The sequence below is a fragment of the Rhodococcoides fascians A44A genome, assembly GCF_000760735.1.
In the GTDB taxonomy this organism is placed as follows: domain Bacteria; phylum Actinomycetota; class Actinomycetes; order Mycobacteriales; family Mycobacteriaceae; genus Rhodococcoides; species Rhodococcoides fascians_E.
Genome location: NZ_JMEX01000008.1, coordinates 2,186,059 through 2,206,866, shown reverse-complemented (window position 1 = coordinate 2,206,866; position 20,808 = coordinate 2,186,059). Strand labels below are relative to the sequence as shown.

The following is a 20,808-nucleotide window of genomic DNA, read 5'->3' as shown; positions in this document are numbered from 1 at the left end:
CCCCCCGCGCGGGCTACGGCTACGTATCCAACGCCGACCCCGGTTTTCCGGGTCTACGTCTCGAGCTCGCGGACGACGCTCTGACACTACCGGAGATGTTGCGTGACAACGGGTATGCAACCTATGCCGTCGGAAAATGGCACCTCGTGCGCGATGCGAACATGGGCCCTGGCCGAACCAAGGATTCGTGGCCGACGCAGCGCGGATTCGACCGCTACTACGGGTCGCTCGAAGGGCTGAACTCGTTCTTCCACCCCAATCAGTTGACCTCCGACAACGGCGCGGTCGAAACCGAGGAGTACCCCGAGAACTATTACCTCACGGACGATCTGACCGATCGCGCCGTCGGCTACATCAAGGATCTACGAGCACACTCGCCGAAGCCGTTCTTTCTGTACTTCGCGCACGTGGCGATGCACGGCCCACTGCAGGCCAAGCAAGCAGATCGCGCGAAGTATCGGGGCAAGTACGCCGCCGGGTGGGACAGGCTGCGCGAAAGTCGATTCGCCCGGCAACTCGCGGACGGGCTCTTCCCCGAGGAAACACGGCAAGCACCGCGCAACAGCGAACCCGGATACGACGTCGAACCATGGGACTCGCTCACCGAGGACCAGCAACGACGCTTCGCGCGCTACATGGAAGTCTATGCAGGCATGGTCGACAGCATCGACCAGAGCATCGGACGTGTACTGCAGGTCATCGAGGACCTCGGTGAACTCGACAACACCATCGTGGTGTTCACCTCGGACAACGGAGGGACAGCGGAAGGCGGGCCGGAAGGGACACGGAGTTACTTCGCGGAGTTCGCAGGTGTGAAGGATCCGGACTGGGTCGGTGACGTGCCCCACGACGAAGATCTCATCGGGACAGCACGGTTGGGAGTGCACTATCCGCGTGGGTGGGGCCAGACGTCCAATACGCCGTTCCGGTTCTACAAGGGTCAGACATTCGCCGGCGGTGTGCGCGTGCCCTTCGTGCTGTCGTGGCCGGCAGGGCTACCCGCGCGCGGAGAAATCCGCCATCAGTACGCGTACGTGACCGACCTGGCGCCGACGCTACTCGACCTCGCAGGACTGAACGTGCCCGCCGAACGGCAAGGTCGTCCTGCCCTGACGTTCGACGGTGTGTCGTTCGCCGAAGTACTACATTCCAACGGTCCGTCGCGACACCTCGAACAGTATTCCGAGATCACTGGACATCGCGGCTTCTACCGAGACGGCTGGAAGCTGCTCGCCCTCGCGGGAGAGGACGTCGGCGCCCCGCAGTGGCAACTGTTCGACGTGCATACCGACCCGACCGAACTACAGGACGTATCCACGGACTTCCCGGACAAGGTCGCCGAACTCGCAACTGCTTGGGAGCGCGCTGCGTGGGAGAACACGGTATTCCCGTTGGTCACGCGCGCCGACCTCGCACGGCGCAGGCCCGAAGAAGCGCAGCTGTCCCACCCTGTCACGCTCCTTCCTGGAACGCCCACCCTGGAGCGCTACCGGTCGTCGAGGCTGATCGCCTACCGAGACTTCTCGATCGACGTTGCTCTCGGAAGTGTCGCCGACGGGGTACTCGTGGCGCACGGCGATCCGCAGGGCGGGTACATCCTCTACGTGGAGGATGGACAGATCGTGCTCGGTTTCAACAGTTTTGGACGCTACAGATCGGTGAGTGCATCACTGCCGCCGGATGCCTCCCTCGTCACCCTCGACGCCGCAGTGGCACCGGGATTGCGATGGGACTTCGCCGTATCGGTCGACGCTGTGCACGTAGCAGCACTCCCGAACCAAGTCCAACTGGTCGCGATGGCACCGTGGACCGGCATCTCCGTCGGAGTCGACTCGAGAGGACCGGTGTCCTGGGACCTGCGCGAACGCCGAGGAGTCTTCCGATACACCGGTGCACTGAAGTCGGTCACCTACCGCCCAGGACCGGTACGGGTTCCCCCGGTGACAGTCGACCGCATCGAGACCGAGGCAGAGATTCTCGCGGACTAGGACATTCACGGCTTCGAACAGAAAGGCTCACATGATTTCCCGCAGAGGATTCCTCACCGGCACAGCGGGGGGAGCAACGGCATTGCTCCTCGCCGCGTGCTCGTCGGCGGTCGAGGAAGCGAAGAGCGGATCGGGAGAGGCAGGCGGCACACTGGTGATCGGATCACTCAGCGACCTCAACCCCGCGACCATCTTCTCCCAGTCACTGACCTCCATGACCATCGGCGGACTCGTCTTCGACACACTCGTCCGCCTCGACCCCGATACGCTCGAACCGACTCCGCGCGTCGCCACCTCATGGGAGGTTTCCGACGACGGCCTCACCGTGACCCTGCAGCTCCGCGACGACGTCACATTCCATTCGGGTCGACCCTTCACGTCCAAGGACGTCGAGTACGCGTTCACGAACCTCGCGAAGGACACTGCCGGTTCGCAATTGCAGGCAGCCGCGCGCACGATCGAGGCGGTGGACACCTCCGACGACCACGTCGCCGTACTGACCTTGACGCATCCCCTGGTCAACCTCCACGACCTCCTCGAGTTCACCCTCCTCACCGACTCCGAGACCGAAGCAGCACTGCTCGCGGGCGAACAGTTCGTGGGCACCGGCCCCTTCGTCTTCGATTCCTGGCAGCGTGGCCGGCAGTCGGATTGGAGTCGCAACGGGAGCTACTGGGACACCCCCGCATTGCTGGACAAGGTCACCATCCGAGTGGTACCCGACAACTCCGCACTCCTGTCCTCGGTGCGCTCCGGGCAGACCAACGCCGTCATCGGTGTCTCCGCCCAGGACGCCAGGCCCTTCTCGGGCGACGGATACCACGTCGAAAACGAAGACGTGTTCGACGTGGCGTACTACGTCGGGGCGAACGTCGCGGACGCAGCACTGGCCGACAAACGAATCCGACAAGCAATCTCCTACGCAGTCGACCGCGAACGAATCCTCGACGAGGTACTCGGCGGCGTCGGCATCGCCTCCAGCGCCCCCTGGCCGGAGTCCTCGCCTGCCTACGACGAGGCCGCCCGCGACTTCTACTCCCGCGACCTCGACAAGGCACGCCATCTGCTCGCCGACGCAGGAGGCCCACCGTCACAACCCGTATTGCTCTCCTACGGAACCGGTCTCGCACCGGCACGGAACATCGCCGCGATCATCGAGAACAATCTCGCCGACATCGGATTCACCGTCACCCTCGACCCACGCGAACAAGCGACACTGTCACCGTTCCTGAACAGCGGCCAACACCAACTGTGGATCAACCCACATGGCTTCGCCCAACTCAACCCGTCGACCCTCGCCACCGGCGCTGCACCGTTCAAGCCTGCAAAGAACCTGTCGGGCTACACCTCACCCGAATACACCGCCATCGTCGACCGCCTCTGGACGCAAGCCGACCCGGAAAGCGACACGGCCGCAGCGTCGTACACGGAGTTCTCGGATCTTCTGCTCGACGAGCAGTTCGTCATCGACCTCGCCATCACCACGAACACCAACGTCTACTCCGCCGGTGTCTCGGGCATCGAATGGAATCGATACAAGAATCTGATTCTGAACCGCGCAACGGTCTAGGAACTCGGCGCCGATGGACAACGCGGGAGTGATGTAACAATTGCGTCGATTACAGGCGGTTTCCCGGCTGAGATCGACGCAACTGCTACACCACGCCCGACCACAGCTTCGATGAGATGGCTTTGAAGATCCGGCCGAGCGACGCCGGTTTCAGATGGAGCTGAATGCCGTCCACATGCGTGAGCCCAGGTCACGCTGCCCCGCGGCGTTGTAGTGGATTTTCTCGATTTCGCTGTTGTAGCGGCCCTCCGGGCCGGGGACGAAGACGACGCGGGGCCGACGATCGGGGGTGTCTCGGTGCACGGCGTCGATGACGGGATAGTCCTGGTGTCCCGACGCTATTTCGTCGGGAACCATCTGGCCGATGACGAAGGGTATGTCGCCGAATTCTTCGCGGATGGTGTCGATCACGCTGTCCAGTTTCTGTGCGTACACGGGCCCTGGTGTCAGCGGTACGTCGGATTCGCCTTGGTGCCACAGCACTGCGGCCAGTTCGTTGCCGGGGTGCAGGGCGAGGGCGGATCGGATGCGCTCCATCCCGTTCCAGAACAGGTTGAGTCGGGCGGCGCGGTCGGCGGGGTCCCAGGTCACTCCGTTGACGCGCGCGAATGCCGAGTCGCCCCGTGCGTACGGGACCAACAGCACGGGCCGGCCCGTCGAGTCCGCGAGCTCCCTGGCGAAGACAGGTGCGAATCCGACTGCTTTGGAGGGTACTTCGTGGAACAGGGGGTCACATCCTGCGACGATGGTGTTCTTCGACTTCCCCGACGCAGCCCACTGGTGGACTCTCGGATGCGGCGCGTCGAGTCCGCTCATGTCCAATCCCATCCCGGCGCCGTGCGCGTTGGACTGCCCCAGGACCGCGACGAGCAGGTACGGCTCGTCGAACACCTTGACGGGCAGACCCGTTCCCAGGCGCCGCTTGATCACGTCCTTGGCACGCACTTCGAGGTTCTTCAGACGTCCCATGGCCCCACCTTCAGTTGCAATCGTCGACGGCGGGAGTGCCGGCGAACCGTTCACCTATCCAGTCGTTCACTGCACCGCCGTCGACGTCCCCGTGCCCTTTGCCTGGTTGACGGTCGATGGTGATCACATCCCCCATGGAACATGCCTCGGCGATCGCCGCATCCGTCCATTCGGCGTCGATGTAGGTGTCCGCGTCTCCGTACACCACCAGCATGGGCGCCGACGCCTTCTGCTGCGGTACCGCCATCTGCTCGAGGTAGTAGCGCAACAGGAATTCCGCGTCGGGCGTCCTCGGCGCGAAGTCACGAGCACCGATCCGTTCCGCCGCGTCCGCACGTGCCGACGCCTGCGCCGGGGTGCAGCCGCTCAGCGCGGCCCAGTCCTCGGCCGCCGATCCGCTACGGTACTGATCACGATCGAAGCCGGTGAACCTCCTGGCCAGAGATTCGATCACCCACTGCATCAACGGGGCTTGGTCGGCAGTCAGAGTGCCCTGTATAGCCTTGTCCACCAGGCCCACCATGTTCGCTGCCGGTGCCAGGCTGACCGATCCCAGCAGTTCGAGTTCCGGTGCGTATCCGGATTGTTCGTTCGCTGCCCACGCTGCACCGCCGCCCTGGGATCCACCGAAAGCAACCCACCGCGCGGACACGTCGGGGAACGTATGCCTCAGTGCCCGAACGGCATCGATCATGTTGTAACCGGCAGTCGGGTTGTCCAGATAGTGGTGGACACCCTCATGGCCGAGGCCCTGGTAGTCGGTGATGGCCACGGCGAACCCCGCCGAGGTGAATCCAGCTGCCAATGCCGCACTTCCGAGCAGATCCCGTGAGAGCGACGGCCCGCACGCGTTCTCGATTCCCGTGGTGCCGTGACCGAACGAGATGACGGGCCAACCGCCCTCGGGTGCATCCCCGTCGGGCACGAATACGCTCGCCGAGACCTCGGTGGCGCCGCCGTCACCGGATTGGGTGGACCGGTACACCACGCGGGCTGCCTCGGAACCACGCTGCACCGCCGACGGCAGATTGGGCATGGTCTCCGCACTGATCACCGACCCGGCACCGGTACCGGGATCGGCAACATCGATCGGCTCTGCGGGCCGAAGCTTCTGCGACTCCGCGAAGATCGCAGGCATGTTCGTCACCAGCGGTACCGCCGACGAACAACCCGTCAGCAGGACGGTCCCGAGTACCCACGCTGTCCACGCCGCGTGAAAACGCGCAAGCCTCATCGCGACTCCACCGTCGCACCGGATTCGGGAGACCAACGGATACTGCCGAATTCGAAGTCCGACACGAGCAATCCGCCGTCCTGGTATTCGTCGCTCACCGGGAATCCGAACTCGGGAGTCCATGCATCCAGAATCGCTCCGCGTACGACGAACGTGCCGGTTCGGTCGCTGTGGAACACTCGTGCCCCACCGTCGACGTCCAGTTGCTGCATCCCTTGCACGTACGGGCCCGCAGGGAGATACCCGGATGCGAGTACCGCGCCGGACACGTTCGAGGGCGATGCCACGTAGCCCTGATCGGTGCCGAAGAGAACGCCACCGGCGAACTCCTGCGCGAGGTACTTTCGTCCGATGCCGTCGTGTGCCGGATACACCGGCGTCAGCGCTTCACCGAGGAAGCCGAACTCCTTCGACACCGCATGCATGACAAGATGTTCCGGGTCCCAACTGAACCCCGCCTTCATGGTTGCCACCACTGCCTCGTATGCGGGCTTCGCAGTGAAATCTCGGTGCAGCACCCCGAAATTGTCCTCCGGATTCGACGAACCCGCCAGCCGATCACGAATCTCGTGCACGTACATCGGACCGGCGAACGGCAGCTGACTCCACTCGTGCACGAACGTCGTCAGCAACTCTCCTTGGCGGGCCTCGTCGATTCCGGCCCCCTCGTCGGTCGGCGATCCGAATTCCGTTGCCCACAGGTCCTTGTCGTCGTCGCCCCGCGCAATCATCTCCCGCCGCATGTCCGCGATCATGTGCAGGGCACCATCCGGAAACTGCTCGGTCCCGACTAGCGTCCCCGGGTACGAGTACGGATGCACCGACAACGCGTCGAAATACCCATGAGCCCCTGCGTCGTACATGCGCTTCAGAAACGTGAGCCCGTTCATGGTGTTGTGGTTGTCGCCCACGGCACCGATCGCACCCCCGATCACCAACGCATCGGGATCGGCGGCACGAATTGCGCCGAACGCCTCACGAAGCATCTCCGCGTACAGCTCCGGATCGGCCCACGGACCGAAGAACACCGATCCGTTCGGCTCGTTCCAGATCTCGTACGCCGAGACCCGACCGGCGAAGTGGGCGGCGACACTGCCGGCGTATCGACCGTATTCCTCCGCCGACGCCGGCTTGCTCGTCAACCCGAGGGCCGGGTCCGCTGCGGCCCAGTCCGGTGAATAATCGAGAATGGCCAGCACGTCGATACCCCGGTCGAGCGCAGCGTTCACCACCCGATCCGTCGGTGCCCAGACTTCGAGTCCCCGTTCGGGTTCCAGTAGTGGCCACGCCACATCGAGCCGTAGGCGCGTCGAACCGGAGGCAGCGACGGCGTCGAGGCTACGCGCGAGGTCGTCGTCGGTCGCCCACAGCAGTGGCGCGCCGCCGGTGAAACCGATGGGACGCAGCGGAAGTGGATCGAGCGACGCAGGATCCGGGCCCTGCACGAAACCGCCGACGAGCGAGATGTCCACCGGCCGCGGCGCTGCCACGTCCGGTGCACCGCAGGCGGTGAGCAGTAGCGCCGCAACGGACAGCGCCGCCCACGATCTGGGCACTACTTACCGGACTTGTACTTACGCGCCAACATCAACGCAGGCTTCTCGACGAGCCGGTAGGTGATGGTGCCGAACAGGACGCTCACCGCCGTCACGACGACGAAGTTCCACAGCATCCCCACCGGACTGTCCCCGGCCATCCAGCCGAAGCGTCCCACCATGATCAGGACCGGAAAGTGCCACAGATAGACACTCAACGAGATGGTGCCGACATATTCGAGCGGCTTCCAGTCCGCGCGCTCGGCGAGCTTCGACCTCTCGCCTCGCGCAAGGGGAGCGATGATGAACAGGATCAGCAATGCGGATCCGAGGGAAACGAACGTGGTCTGCCACCGAGAGTTGTCGTCGACGAGCTTCAGCGAGATGGCCGCAACGGGCAGCATCGCCAGGCCCGTCCACCACCGCATGTTCTTCGCGATCCAGCCTGTCAACACTCCGGTGTCGACGGCGACGAAAATGACAGCAGCCGCCATGCCGAACGTGAAGTTGTCCGCCAGGGAGAAGAAGCTTCGGCTCAGAACGGCAACCTCGTTCGGTCCCCAGTCCAACAGCAGCGGATCGGTGATTCCCGACGGCTCCACCCGGCTCGCGGTGTAGAGCTTTCCTGCGACACCGATCGCGAACATGACCACGACGGGGATCAGCACGAGTACCGAGGCACTGATGCTCGTCCGGCGTGCGAGATAGAACGCGATGCCCGCCAGCAGTGGCAATGCGATGTAGAACATCAGCTCCAGCGTCAGCGACCACGATGGATTGATACCGGTCTGCAGCATCGACGGCACATAGGAGTGAACCAACGTGAGGTTGCCGAGCAACGTCACCGGATCGGTGATCATGCCGAGCCCGGCGTCGGTGAAGTGTTCCTCGGCCACCGCCGCGTTCTCGGTGAACACCGCCCGCATCACGAAGTTCGCGAACAGGAAGATCACGATGTACGCGGGGAACACTCGCAGAATCCGGTGGACCGCGTAGCTCTTGTTGTCCGGCATGGGTTTACCGGCGAACAGGCGCCTGACCATCGGCAGGAAGATGAGGAAGCCGGACAGGGCGAAGAAGAAGATCAGCCCTTGGCCGAGCAGTCCCAGCTTGTAGTCGGCCACCGTCACGGGGCTGTTGTGCCCTCCCACGTGCACGGCAAGGACGCACAGGCACGCGAAGCCCCGCGGGCCGTCCAGACCGAGGATCCTCGCCGGTCTCTTCGATCCGGCCGTCGAACTCGGCGCCGTCGCTGCGGCAGCGGTGCTGTCCGGGGTTGCTGTCATGGTGAGCCTTCACATCAGGGTGCGGCGGGCGGAGGGCAGTAGCTGACGGCGGGTTCGCCCGCGAATCTGTCGTTCAGCCAAGGAAACGCAGCAGCACCGTCGATGTCTGCGTGGCCGGCCTCCGGCTGGAGTACCGACTGGATGGAGTCACCGCTCGCGCAGCCGGCTGCGACAGCGCCGTCCGTCCACGCCTGCGATACGAGTGTGTCCTTGCCACCGTAGAGCACCAGCATCGGTGCGGCAGCGCGTGTCTGCGGAAGACTCATCTCGCGCAGGTAGCCTTCCAGTGCGCGTTCGGCTTCCGGAGTCGACGGCTTCAGATCCTCGTCGTCGATCTGCGCGGCCAGCTCCGTGCGGTCGGCCGCCAGGGGTCCGCCACAGGCGGACAGTTCGTCCCATCGTTCCTCGACGATGCCGCGCCGGTAGTCGGCCAGGTCGATCTCCGGGTGGGACTGCGCGAGACCGACGAGCACCCACTGCAGCAGCGGCTTCTGATCGGCGGTCAGCGTGCCCGTCGCAGCTGCTCGGGCGAGACCCGAGATGTCGGCGGCAGGAACGAGACTCACCGATCCGACCATGTCGAGCCCCGAACCGTACGTGTCTGCGAGTTCGTTGGCGGCCCAGGCCGCCTGGCCACCCTGCGAACCCCCGAACGACGCCCATCGATCCGACGTGTCCGGAACCAACTTCTGTGCAGCGCGCACCGAGTCGATCAGGTTGTTGCCTGCCGTCCGCGCATCGAGGTACGGGTGGTAGTTCCCTTCGATCCCCAGACCCTGGTAGTCCGATACCGCAACCACGTACCCGGACCTCACCAGCGCCGTGACGATGGGAGAACTGCCCAGCAGTTCGGGATCGGTCGACGGCCCGCAGTCCGGCAACACTCCCGTGGTTCCGTGGCCGTAGGCGATGATCGGCCATCCGCCCTCCGGCGCGGGGCCCTGCGGCGCGAAGACGGTCCCGGACACCTCCGTCGGGGATCCGTCGACACCGGACGTCGAGGTGTAGACGACCCTGGCGGCCAGAGAGGAGATCGCGCTGACTCGCCTGTCGATGGTGAGCAGTTCCTCTGCACTCTTCAGACTGCCAGGACCTGCGTCGGTGAAGTCCGCCTCGATCGTTCCCCCGAAAGCCACCGAATTCGGTTCCGGCGACGTGTCCTGACCCCCGCACCCGGAGGCCAGGAGAATCGACACGAATGCAACAGTCCCCACTGTCTTCCTCATCGAACCGCTCCCCCTGTGTAATGCACCTTGTCGGCCACACCCTCGCCCGCGAGAAGGTCGGTGACCTGTCGCCGCGAGACGATCGAATCGCGTCGCACCCCCGCCCCGACGACCAGCACTGCGGCAACAGTAGCGCCCATCGCCCCACCGAGCACCAGAGCAGACATCAACGTCGACGGCGGCGACGGCACGCCCGCGGCGTCGATGAGCGTCACCTCGGACACGGGCCCGTTCGCACCGAGGTCGATCTCCTCGGCGAGCTGGATCAAGTTCAGCGCAACGGAATTGGCCACGTCACGCGCACGCGTCGGATCGTCCTGCGTTGCACTGATGTCGATCAATGCGGACCCGGGGGTCGACACGACGAGCAGATCGGCTTTCAAGTCGTCGGGAGAGACCGGCAGACCCACGTCGACGATGGTGCGCCTCAGGACTTGCTCGGACGTGGCCAGACCTACATAGCTCTCCACCCGTACGAGCGAACTGCGGTTTCCCTCCATCGCCGCACGAGGTGACGACGGACCGGGCGCAGTCAGGAACACGCGCGAGGTCGCCGTGTACTTCTCTGCGACAACGGAATCGGCGATCCACGCGGCAGCGACCGAGAGTACGGTGGCCGCGAGAATCAAGGCCCACCCGCGGACCAGCATCCTGCCGTAGTCGCGCAGCGTGGGAACACCGACAGGAGCGATCATTCGACCTGCTCACACGTGTTCACCGCGCGCTGTCCGGCGAACCGAGACTTCACCCACGGCACCGATCGGCTGCTGTCGAGGTCGCCGTGCCCCTCGCCGCTGTGCAGCTCGTACTCCACCACATCTCCCGCGTCGCATGCTCGGGAGAGTGCCTTCTCCGTCCACGACTCGAGAATCAGGTCGTCCTCCGACCCGTACATGACGAGAAGCGGTGACGTGGACTTCTGCGCCGGAAGAGCCATGTCCGCCAACCACCCTCGCAGCCGATCGGTGGCCTGCTGATCGACCGGACGCAGATCCGACGCCTGCAGCCGAGCCACGAGCTCGGGAACCTGATCCGACCCAGGCGGAACGCACTGCATGAAATCGTCCCAGCGTTCCCGCGCCAGACCGGAACGGTAGTCGTCCAGGTTCATCTCCGGGTGCGTGATCGCCAGTCCGTGCAGCGCGTACATCAGCAACGGATACTGGGCGCGCGTCAGGGTTCCCGACGCCGCCGCGTCGGCCAGCCCGGCCATGTCCGACACCGGCACGATGGCCGCCGTCCCCACCAATTCGAGGCCACCGCCGTACTCGGCGTTGCGATCGCTGGCTGCCCACGCGGCCATCCCACCGAGCGAGACGCCGTACGCAGCCCACCGGGTACTGAGCGTGGGAAGGAAGTTACGGGCTGCACGCACGGCATCGATCATGTTGTAGCCGAACGTCTTCGAATCCAGATACGGGTGGTAGTTGCCGTCCAGGCCGAGACCCTGATAGTCCGTCATCGTCACGGCGTAACCGTTCAACACCAGAGCCGCGACGATAGGAGCACTCCCGAGCAGGTTGACGTACTCCGACGGACCGCAGTTGTTCAGAACCCCCGTCGTACCGTGACCGAAGGACACGACCGGCCATCCACCCTCCGGGGCGACACCGCCCGGAATCACGACAGTGCCCGACACATCCGTCGGCTCACCCGTGACACCCGACGTCGACCGATACACCACACGTGTTGCGGCAGCTCCCAGTTCGGTGATGTCCACCGCGATGTCCTCGATCGGCTCGGCCGATATCAACGAGCCGGGCGCCGTCCCACCGAGTATCGGAGCCGGGCTCGGCTCCGGAGGTATCGCCGACGCCGTCACAGGCGTCGTCGGCGCGTCAGGAGCGAGCACCAGTTCCTGATCCTGGGCGCAGCCGACGAGCATCACTGCAGCCGCGCACACTGCACCCACCCGCACCGACCACGTCCGAAGCCCCGAACCAGGTCGCCCCGCAGGCTCCCATCCTGCCCCACCGGGTCGTTCCGCAGGCTCCACTCCTGCCCCACCGGGTCGTTCCGCAGGCTCCACTCCCATCCTTAGCCTCTACCGACTGTGGCCGCCGAGGACTCTCGCCCCTCGACCTCGATCTTCGGCTTCGCCACCGGCCCAGCAGAACCCGGCTTGGTCCGTCGGCGACGATGGGGTTCGAACGTCGTGACGACACCCAGAACCTTCCCGCCGACTCCGCCCAGAGTCTTGATCGCCTTGCGCAGTTGATCCCGCGTGGTGCTGCCGACACGGGCGAGCACGAGACTGCCGTCGGCGAGAGCGGTGAGGATTGCTCCGTCGGAGACCGACAGGAGTGGCGGTGTGTCGACGACGACGTAGCGGTAGTCGCCGCGCACTGCTTCCAGCAGGATCTGAGCGCGATCGGAACCGAGGAGCTCACTCGGGTTCGGCGGCACGGGACCGGCGGGCAGAACGTCGACCCCGTCGATGACGTCGGGCTGAACCGCGTCGCCCAGTCGGTGTTCACCGGACAGAACCGTGCTGAGTCCGTGCTCCTGCGTGATGTCCAAACGCTCGGCCAAGGCGGCCGTTCTGATGTCACCGTCGACGAGCAGAACCTTGTGACCGGCCTCGGCGAGGACGGCTGCCAGGTCGATGGCCGTGGAGGTGCGGCCTTCACCCGGCTCGGCGCTGGTGACGGTGAGCACTCGCGGCGGTGATCCGCCGCCGAGGAAGCGAATGTTGGTCCGCAAGGTGCGGAGCGGCTCACCCATCTTGGAAAACGACGCCACCGGAGTCTTCGGCCGCTCGGCGTCGATCGGGAGCCCGCCCAGGACTGCGTTGCCGGAGATCTCCTCTGCCTTGGGGCGGTCACGAATCGAACGGTCGACGAGCCCGCGAGCGAGAGCGATCACGACACCGAGAGCAAGACCTGCCACCGCGCCCAGCCCGAGAAGAGTCACCAGGCCCGCGCCGAGCGGAGACGTCGGCACGTCGGCCTGATCCACGATGGTTGCTCCGGCAGCCGGGCTACCGCCCCGCTGCGACGTCTCGAGTTCCTGAACCAACTGCGTCAGCTGTCCGGCGACCGCATTGGTCAGCGCTCGTGCGACGTCGGGATCGGAATCGGTGCCGCACAGGTCGAGCAGAACCGTGCTCTCGATCGGTGTTGCGGTGATCTTGGCACGCAAGTCGTTCGCGGACAACGGCAATTGAAGCTGATCGACAGCCCGCTGTGCCACCTGAGTACTGGTGGCCAGCCCCGCGTAGGACGTGACGCGTTCCTGCGAGAACAGGTTGTTCTGATAGGCCTCACCCACGGAACTGCCACCTTCGGTGGTCACGAACAACCGAGCGCATGCCTGATACTGAGGCGTCGAGAAGAACGAGTAGGCCCACCCCCCGACGATGCCGAGCACCGTCACCACCGCGACGATCCACCAACCCGCACGGAGAATCCGTCCGTACTCTCGAATCTCCACGAATGCTCCAATCGAAAAATCCTGGTTCGCCGATGAGAATAAAGTGCCGTCATCGATTCGGCATCACTTAGCAGTTGCAGAGGTGTGAAAGCGTGACAACATCAGTGCCCATGAGCATCTCGAAACGAGTCGACGCGGCGGTCATCGTCGTCGTCCCGATAATCGTTACATTGTTGATGATTCTCGGCGGAACACCCGGAAAACTGGGCGCGTTCGCACTCGTCGGACTGACCGTTGGAGCCTACATCGGCCTGCGCCACCCACTCTATTTGACTCGTGCTCTTGCATTTTCGTTGGGCGCATTGCCATTCGGTTACGTTCCGGGGGTGCACGCTCCCCTGGTGTTCACCTTGGGTGCAGCAGTCATCCTCGCGTCGGTGATTCACCGCACAGCCGTGACTCGCGTCACAGTCGGTGAAATGGCCGTCATCGCCTTGATCGTCACTTCGGCGATTTCCGTCTTCGCTACGGCCGGCACGACAGTGGATTATGCAGAATTCGGTAAATGGCTCGTTTCGACACTAGTTGCGGTGTCACTTCTCCGACTCCCTCGCGAAGAATTGGAACTGTTCGGGCGGATCTACGTCTATTCCGCGTCGGCAGCGGCCGCGTTCGCACTCGTCATCCTCGTCGCCGACCCGTCGGGCAGATTGATTCGGTATCTGTCGCCGTTCGGATACGGCACCGAGGAGGAAAGCACCCGCTTCGTCTACACCGACGGCGCCGCCACGATCCGACTCGCCGGTACCTACATCGACCCGAACGCCGCGGGTATCGGCCTGTTCGTGGCCCTCATGCTGTGCGTTCTGCTCATCCGCGGGCGTCTACGGATCGCCCTGTCACTGCTGCTCTTCGGGTCGATCGTGCTGACGCTGTCCCGTGCGGCGCTCTTCTCCGTGGTCTTCGGCGTGCTTCTGATGCTGTTGTTCCAGAACCTGCGCACCCGGGAACGCGTGGTTATCATCGGCGGTTTCGCCCTGGCGTCCGTCGGCGCCCTTGCCGTTCCCACCGTCCGGAACCGCGTGTTCTCGTCCTTCGGCAGCGGCGACGCCGGGTCCTCGGCTCGCGGTGACGCGCTCGTCGATTTCCCAGGTCACATGGCAGGACACTGGCTCTTCGGGCTCGGCTGGGGGCGCGAGGAATTCAAGGATCCCGGCACCGCGTTCGACGTCAACTACGTCGCGAATGCTCCCCTGCTGTCGGTCTACCGCGGCGGAATCTTCACCGGACTCGCATTCCTGGCCATCATCGTCGTCGGGGCGTACCTGGGTTACCGCTGCCTGCGATCGCGCAACTGGGAACATGGATTCATCGGCGGCGGATTCATCGGATTCTCCGTCGTCGCGCTGCAGTTGGATTTCCCCGTCGTCACCATTCCGGCCACGACGATGGCATTTTCCGTACTGATCGTTTTTCTCGTCCTGGCGCGCGAAAAGGCAACGGATAACCTGCCCGACGACGGGGAATCACCCGCATTCTCATCTCCGAGACTGGATACAGCAAAGACAGCTTGACCAGCAGTTTCGTCCCGTCAAGCATGATTGTTTTCGTTTGTACAAAACTCCCTGTCGGGTGTAATGATTTCCCACAATCGGCTCGCGACTCCCCTCCGACGAGCCCCTTGCGGAGAGATTCACCATCATGAAAAGGACTCGAATCGGCTCGCTGATTTCTGCCGCGACCGTCGTTCTGGTCACTGCCGCTCTGACGTGGAGTGGACCGTCGCTGATCGCGTCGTCCGATGGATCCGTCGGGCCTGGTCTCGCGCACGCGCAGACAACGCAGCCTCCACTCGGGGTCTCCGACAGCGGCGCGCTTCTCTGGTCGTCCGATGCCGAACTGAACACCACCTTGTCCATGCTCTCCGCAGCCGGAATCAGCTCGATTCGACTGTCCATCCCCTGGTTCAACGTCGAGTACACCCGAAATCAGCTGGACTGGTCCTCCGTCGATCGCGTCGTGAACGCCGTCCACGCACGCGGTATCTCGATCCTCGGAATCATCGCCTACACACCGCCGTGGGCAACCTCACCCGCTGGTCAGCCGCTCAACACCCGACCGGCGTCACCTGCGACGTTCGGGCAGTTCGCCGGTAAGGTCGCCGCGCGATACGCCGGAAAGATCAGTGCCTACGAGATCTGGAACGAGCCCAACGGGGCCATGTTCTACGGACCGTCACCCGACGCCGCCGGCTACACCCAACTCCTCAAAGCCGCCTACCCGGCGATCAAGGCGGCCGACGCGTCGGCGACAGTCATCGGCGGTGTGCTGGGAGCGGTCGAGGACGGGCCGGGGATGGTCAACCCCGTCGGATTCGTGAACCAGATGTACACGGCGGGCGCGGCCGGCTACTTCGACGCCTTCTCCTACCACCCGTACCAGTACTCGTTGAAGTTCGGCGACGGCGTGTACGTCGACCACTCACCTGCCCGTCAGGCCATGGACATCCACGCGGCCATGGTCGCGAACGGCGACGGCAACAAGAAGATCTGGGCCACCGAGTACGGCGTCCCGACGGCGTACGCGTCGGAGACCGCCCAGAGCGACATGATCACGAACTTCATCACGAAGTGGCGAGAGCTGCCCTACGCAGGGCCGATTCACCTGTACCAGCTCCGCGACCAGCAGACGGGCAGCAGTGACCCGGAAATGACGTTCGGCCTCCTGCGTACCGATTGGAGCGGCAAGCCGGCTCTGTGGGCCGTGATGTCGCAGATCATGAGCGGCTTCCCGACGTCGGCCGAACACACCCGCTTCCAGAGCGTCCCCGCCTCGTCGGGCGCCGCCCTCTCACCGGTGTTCCTCGTCCGCGACACCTGGGCACAGATACGTCAGAACGCCGTCGTCTTCGAGATGCCCGGCGGATTCGTCACCTCCCCGAGAGCCGTCGCCGACGCCGTGCGCTACAGCGGATTTCTCCCCACCACCGGCTTCAACGGCACCTACCAGGACTTCGACAGCCCCTTCGGGCTCCGCGTCTTCTCGACGCAGCTCGGTGGAACAAGGCTCATCGGCGGCGGCATCGTCGCCGCCTGGGATCCCACGCTCGGCCCTGCCACCTCCGACGAAACACCACTCCCCGGCGGGGGCGTTCGCGTGAACTTCCAGTACGGCAACATCACCTGGATTCCCGGCTCGGGAACAACAGTCACCCGCTGATTTCCATCGCTTCAAGAAAACATTCTCAGTGAATGTTTCTCCATCTTAATACTCGACCGAAGGACTGATACTCGATACGCTTTTCATCGGGCTGCCCACCCATTCGTCTTCGGACATGAAATTCCATCGATGCCGGTCGGTTTCCATTCACATCGCCCGTGTAAAGCACCGTGAACCGGCCCGCTCGGAGCAAATATTTCGCCGATGTTAAATCTGGACGAATGACGAGTATCCATACATGCGTTGTCCCGAATTCGCACTGTGAACCACCTCACTTAGCGCTACCAATTACGGCACTTAACGGATACTTATAGAGCGAACGAATGACACGGAATTTCTTCCGTCGACTACTGTTCCATCCCAGTCGGGGGATGCACGAAGGATCGCCGCACCAATGTTGGTGTGGCGTTTCTGGATTAACCAGCACTGCAAAGTTCAAGCACCGCTGACTGATTCACGTTCTTCTGGGGGCTCGACCACTGTTTTGTGCACGGCTCGACACGACGGGTTGAAGATGCAATTAGCAACAATCGCTCCACGGCATTGCTCCGCCCATTTCGCGGATACCGGGAAGGAACGCGAATGACCGAGGCAGAGCCCACGATTCGCGTCGCGATCGCCCATGACTACCTGACACAGCGAGGCGGCGCCGAGAAAGTAGTACTGGCCATGGCTCGCGCTTTTCCGGACAGCCCCATCTACACCACACTGTTCGAGCCGTCGACGACGTTCCCTGAGTTCGCCGACCTGGATGTGCGACCGTCGCGGCTCAACAACATCGGATTCCTGCGCAAGAACCACCGCGCTGCCCTTCCGCTCCTACCGTTCGCGTCGGAGTCCATCACCATCGACGCCGACGTCGTGCTCACCAGCACCAGCGGGTGGGCACATGGCTTCAGGACGCCCGGTCGCAAACTCGTCTACTGCTATTCACCTGCACGTTGGCTCTACGAAGCCGAGATGTACCTGGGCGAGTCGAGCAGCCTCGCGAAGCGAATCATGTTGAAAGTTCTCACATCTCCGCTGCGACGCTGGGACAGACGGGCAGCGAAGTCGGCAGACCGATATCTCGCCATCTCCACCGTCGTGCAGAAGCGGATCACCGATGCATACGGGTTCTCCTCCACGGTCCTCCCTGCGCCGTTCACCGTCGACAGTGCACCCGAGGAACCGATCGCCGACGCGCAAGCCTGGCTCGGCGAGGATTCTTTCTACCTGTGCATCTCGCGTCTGCTTCCGTACAAGAACGTGGACAAGGTGATCGGTGCATTCGCCGACGGATCTCGTAAGCTCGTCGTCGTCGGCCGAGGACCGGAGGCCGATCGACTGCGAAAGATCAAGTCCGACAACGTCCTCATGCTCAGCGACCTGTCCGCCGGCCAGATGACCTGGTTGTACCGCCGCTGTAACGCCGTCGTCGCCGCGAGCTATGAAGATTACGGACTCACCCCCATCGAAGCCGGCTACCACGGCAAACCGTCCGTCGTTCTTCGCTGGGGCGGATTCCTCGACACCGTCGAGGAAGGTGTCACCGGAGTCTATTTCGACCAGCCCGATCCCGAATCGATTCGAGCCGCAGTAGACGCACTCGAAGCAACGACCTGGGTGCCACCCAAGATCCAGGCTCACGTGGAGCAGTTCAGCGAGGAACGCTTCGCGGCAGAACTGATTTCGGCAGTCACCGACATACACGAACACACAATCGAGAGGACTTTGTCGCGATGACGAAGCGGGCATTGATCACAGGAATCACCGGACAAGACGGCCTCTACCTTGCCGAACTGCTACTGAGCAAGGGATACAAAGTTTTCGGATTGCTTCGCGGACAGAACAATCCGAAGGCAGCAATGCTGGACCGAGTCCTCCCTCAGGTAGAGGTCCTCACCGGTGACCTGCTCGACCTCTCCAGCCTGATGCGTGCCTTCGCAGTCGCCGACCCGGACGAGGTCTACAACCTCGGCGCAGTCTCCTTCGTCGCGTACTCGTGGGAGAACGCACGCCTGACCACCGATGTCACCGGCGGCGGAGTGCTGAACATGCTCGAATCCACCCGCCTCTACCAGGATGTCGCAGGCAAGCAGGTCCGCTTCTACCAGGCCTCGAGCTCGGAGATGTTCGGCAAGGTCCAGGAGGTTCCGCAGCGCGAGGAGACCCTGCTGTGGCCCCGGTCGCCGTACGGTGTCGCCAAGGTCTACGGCCACTACATGACCATCAACTACCGTGAGTCCTACGGTATGCACGCGAGCTCCGGCATCCTGTTCAACCACGAATCCCCGCGTCGCGGCATCGAATTCGTCACCCGCAAGGTCACCCAGTCCGTCGCCAGGATCGCCCTGGGCTTGCAGAGCGAGATCGCACTCGGCAACCTCGACGCCAAGCGAGACTGGGGATTCGCCGGCGACTACGTCGAAGCGATGTACGCGATGCTCCAGCAGGACGAAGCCGACGACTACGTCATCTCCACCGGCGAGACCCACTCGATCCGCGAACTGCTCGATCACGCGTTCGCGGCCGTGGACATCAAGGACTGGTCACAGTACGTCCGCATCGATCCGCGGTTCTTCCGCCCCGCCGAGGTCGACCTCCTCGTCGGCGATTCCACCAAGGCGCACGCACAGCTCGGCTGGAAGCCCAAGGTCACGTTCGAAGAGCTCGTGAAGATGATGGTGCAGAACGACCTGGCGGAGCAGTCGCCTCACGCCATCAAGATCGCGTGACCGAAGGGCAGGAGAGAAGCCTGCAGGGAGGATCCAGGGCAGGGGCACCGACGGCTCTGGTTACTGGGGTCGCGGGACAGGACGGTAGTTACCTGTCGGAGGCTCTCGTCGAGATGGGCTGGGCCGTACACGGTGTGGCCAAGCCAGGGTCGACGGAGGTCGTCGACGATGTCACGATGCACGCGACCGACCTCGGTGAGCCGGGAGCGGCCTCGACGCTCGTACGTGCGGTCGACCCGGACTACGTCTTCCACCTGGCGGGCATCTCCTCGGTTTGGAGGTCGTGGAACGATCCTGTGCTCACCACCCGTGTCAACGGTGTCTCGGCAGCGTCGCTCCTGGATGCCTGCTTCTCGCATCAGGAGGCGTCGGGCAAGCGTGTGATGGTGATCAATGCGTCCAGCGCGGAGATCTTCGCAGGCTCGGGCATCGCGATGCAGAACGAGGAAACACCGATCGCTCCCACCTCACCGTACGGCGCATCGAAAGCACTCAGTCACAACATGGTCCAGGTCTATCGCGCGCGCGGGCTGGAAGCCACCAACGCAATTCTGTACAACCACGAGTCGCCGCGTCGGCCGGAGACGTTCGTCACCCGCAAGATCACCAAAGCAGCGGCAGCGATCGCACGAGGAACGCAGAGCGTCATCGAACTCGGCAGCACGTCCGCACAGCGCGACTGGGGTTGGGCGCCGGATTACGTGGCAGCCCTGGTCAAGATGGCGGAATACGGCAAGGGCGACGACTTCGTCGTGGCGACGGGTCGAGCTCACTCCGTCGCGGACTTCGTCGCCGCCGCGCTGTCGACCGTCGGAATCACGGACTGGCAGAGCTACGTACGCGGAGATCCCGACATGCTGAGACCGGCCGATTCGGCGAGAATGGTCGGCGACGCGTCCAAGGCGCGCGAGATTCTGGGGTGGGGGCCGACCATGAACTTCGAGCAGATCGTCGAAGCCATGGTCCAATTCGACATGAGCGAGGAGTTGGCAGCATGACAGCGGTAGAGAAGCCCGAGGTCCACGGTGAGGTGCAGGGTGAGGTTCACCATGTCTCGGACTACAAGATGCAGGACATCTCGCTGACGCGCAAGATCCGAAATCGGATCGGCACGTTGGGTTTCAACATGATCGTGACCTACATTCCGTCGCACTTCGTTCGCCAGAACTTCCTTCGGGCCTTCGGCGCGACGATCGGCAAGGACACCTCGATCTTTCGTGGAACGACCATCCTCGACATCGAGAACCTTGTCATCGGTGAGGCGTGCTCCATCGGCTTCCGGTGCATGTTCGACGCTCGCGGCGGAATCACCATCGGCGACAACGTCGTCATCGCCAGCGACACCCACATCATCGGCGGCTACCACGATCACAACGATCCCACGTTCAAGCCGATTCTCGAACCGTGTGTGATCGGCGATTACGTGTGGATCGCCAGCCGCAGCACGGTGCTCAGCGGTGTGACCATCGGCCGAGGCGCTGTCGTCGGTGGCTGCTCGATGGTACGCAAGGACGTCGGGGAGCTCGAGGTCGTCGCCGGGGTTCCCGCGCAGGTCCGCGGCGCCCGCGATCCCGATGCTCTGCAGTACCGCCCGAAGTATCGTCCACTCTTCTACTGACCCCTCCCTTGTGAGTGGAAATGTAGGTTCTGGCCTACATTTCCACTCACGAGGCGCCGAAGGAGCACCCACCG

Annotated in this window: 16 protein-coding genes; 8 read left to right on the top strand and 8 right to left on the bottom strand. The window is 63.7% G+C overall.

Translation table 11 applies throughout. The features are described 5' to 3' along the window. Both BH95_RS22690 and BH95_RS22685 read left to right on the top strand, forming a co-directional pair. Positions 1-1,988 (top strand): sulfatase-like hydrolase/transferase (locus tag BH95_RS22690; RefSeq protein WP_080738118.1); only part of this gene is annotated, 1,988 nt, incomplete at its 5' end. A gap of 31 nt (positions 1,989-2,019) precedes the next feature. Next, positions 2,020-3,558: an ABC transporter substrate-binding protein gene (locus tag BH95_RS22685; protein ID WP_037184234.1), complete on the top strand. Its 1,539-nt coding sequence runs from the start codon at positions 2,020-2,022 to the stop codon at positions 3,556-3,558. A gap of 150 nt (positions 3,559-3,708) precedes the next feature. Here BH95_RS22685 and BH95_RS22680 read toward each other — a convergent pair whose 3' ends face one another. From BH95_RS22680 to BH95_RS22645, 8 genes are read right to left on the bottom strand one after another with little or no spacing between them, the layout of a single operon-like run. Continuing rightward, positions 3,709-4,527 carry a sialate O-acetylesterase gene (locus tag BH95_RS22680; RefSeq protein ID WP_037184230.1) on the bottom strand — a complete coding sequence of 273 codons (819 nt, stop codon included), beginning with the start codon at positions 4,525-4,527 and terminating at the stop codon, positions 3,709-3,711. 10 nt (positions 4,528-4,537) lie between these two features. Further along, the gene (locus BH95_RS22675; RefSeq protein WP_244165094.1) at positions 4,538-5,761 is read right to left on the bottom strand and encodes a lipase family protein; all 1,224 of its coding nucleotides are present in this window, start codon (positions 5,759-5,761) and stop codon (positions 4,538-4,540) included. After that, entirely contained in the window at positions 5,758-7,317 is a 1,560-nt protein-coding gene (locus tag BH95_RS22670; RefSeq protein ID WP_037184225.1) for a cellulase family glycosylhydrolase, read from the bottom strand. The genes BH95_RS22675 and BH95_RS22670 overlap by 4 nt, the downstream gene beginning before the upstream one ends. Then, on the bottom strand, positions 7,317-8,582 hold the full coding sequence (locus BH95_RS22665) for an acyltransferase family protein (RefSeq protein ID WP_020110533.1): 1,266 nt from the start codon (positions 8,580-8,582) through the stop codon (positions 7,317-7,319). The genes BH95_RS22670 and BH95_RS22665 overlap by 1 nt, the downstream gene beginning before the upstream one ends. 14 nt (positions 8,583-8,596) lie before the next feature. Further along, positions 8,597-9,808 carry a lipase family protein gene (locus BH95_RS22660; RefSeq protein WP_244165092.1) on the bottom strand — a complete coding sequence of 404 codons (1,212 nt, stop codon included), beginning with the start codon at positions 9,806-9,808 and terminating at the stop codon, positions 8,597-8,599. Beyond that, the gene (locus BH95_RS22655) at positions 9,805-10,503 is read right to left on the bottom strand and encodes a YveK family protein (protein ID WP_037184219.1); all 699 of its coding nucleotides are present in this window, start codon (positions 10,501-10,503) and stop codon (positions 9,805-9,807) included. The genes BH95_RS22660 and BH95_RS22655 overlap by 4 nt, the downstream gene beginning before the upstream one ends. Beyond that, positions 10,500-11,843 carry a lipase family protein gene (locus tag BH95_RS22650; RefSeq protein WP_244165091.1) on the bottom strand — a complete coding sequence of 448 codons (1,344 nt, stop codon included), beginning with the start codon at positions 11,841-11,843 and terminating at the stop codon, positions 10,500-10,502. The genes BH95_RS22655 and BH95_RS22650 overlap by 4 nt, the downstream gene beginning before the upstream one ends. Positions 11,844-11,845: 2 nt before the next feature. Continuing rightward, on the bottom strand, positions 11,846-13,240 hold the full coding sequence (locus BH95_RS22645; RefSeq protein WP_037184216.1) for a polysaccharide biosynthesis tyrosine autokinase: 1,395 nt from the start codon (positions 13,238-13,240) through the stop codon (positions 11,846-11,848). A 110-nt stretch (positions 13,241-13,350) separates the two neighbouring features. Here BH95_RS22645 and BH95_RS22640 point away from each other — a divergent pair, with 110 nt between their 5' ends. The 6 genes from BH95_RS22640 (at position 13,351) to BH95_RS22615 (ending at position 20,734) form a co-directional block, all read left to right on the top strand. Next, a complete protein-coding gene (locus BH95_RS22640; RefSeq protein WP_037184213.1) occupies positions 13,351-14,754 on the top strand; it encodes an O-antigen ligase family protein in 1,404 nt (467 codons plus the stop codon). 127 nt (positions 14,755-14,881) lie between these two features. Next, positions 14,882-16,399 (top strand): cellulase family glycosylhydrolase, encoded by a 1,518-nt coding sequence (locus BH95_RS22635; protein WP_037184211.1) that lies wholly within the window; start codon positions 14,882-14,884, stop codon positions 16,397-16,399. 582 nt (positions 16,400-16,981) lie between these two features. Further along, a complete protein-coding gene (locus BH95_RS22630) occupies positions 16,982-18,124 on the top strand; it encodes a glycosyltransferase (RefSeq protein ID WP_037111915.1) in 1,143 nt (380 codons plus the stop codon). After that, positions 18,121-19,116 carry a GDP-mannose 4,6-dehydratase gene (locus BH95_RS22625; RefSeq protein WP_019665629.1) on the top strand — a complete coding sequence of 332 codons (996 nt, stop codon included), beginning with the start codon at positions 18,121-18,123 and terminating at the stop codon, positions 19,114-19,116. Before BH95_RS22630 ends, BH95_RS22625 begins: the two co-directional genes overlap by 4 nt. Beyond that, on the top strand, positions 19,113-20,114 hold the full coding sequence (locus BH95_RS22620) for a GDP-mannose 4,6-dehydratase (protein WP_037184208.1): 1,002 nt from the start codon (positions 19,113-19,115) through the stop codon (positions 20,112-20,114). Before BH95_RS22625 ends, BH95_RS22620 begins: the two co-directional genes overlap by 4 nt. Then, the gene (locus BH95_RS22615) at positions 20,111-20,734 is read left to right on the top strand and encodes an acyltransferase (protein ID WP_020110524.1); all 624 of its coding nucleotides are present in this window, start codon (positions 20,111-20,113) and stop codon (positions 20,732-20,734) included. The genes BH95_RS22620 and BH95_RS22615 overlap by 4 nt, the downstream gene beginning before the upstream one ends. Positions 20,735-20,808: the final 74 nt, after the last annotated feature.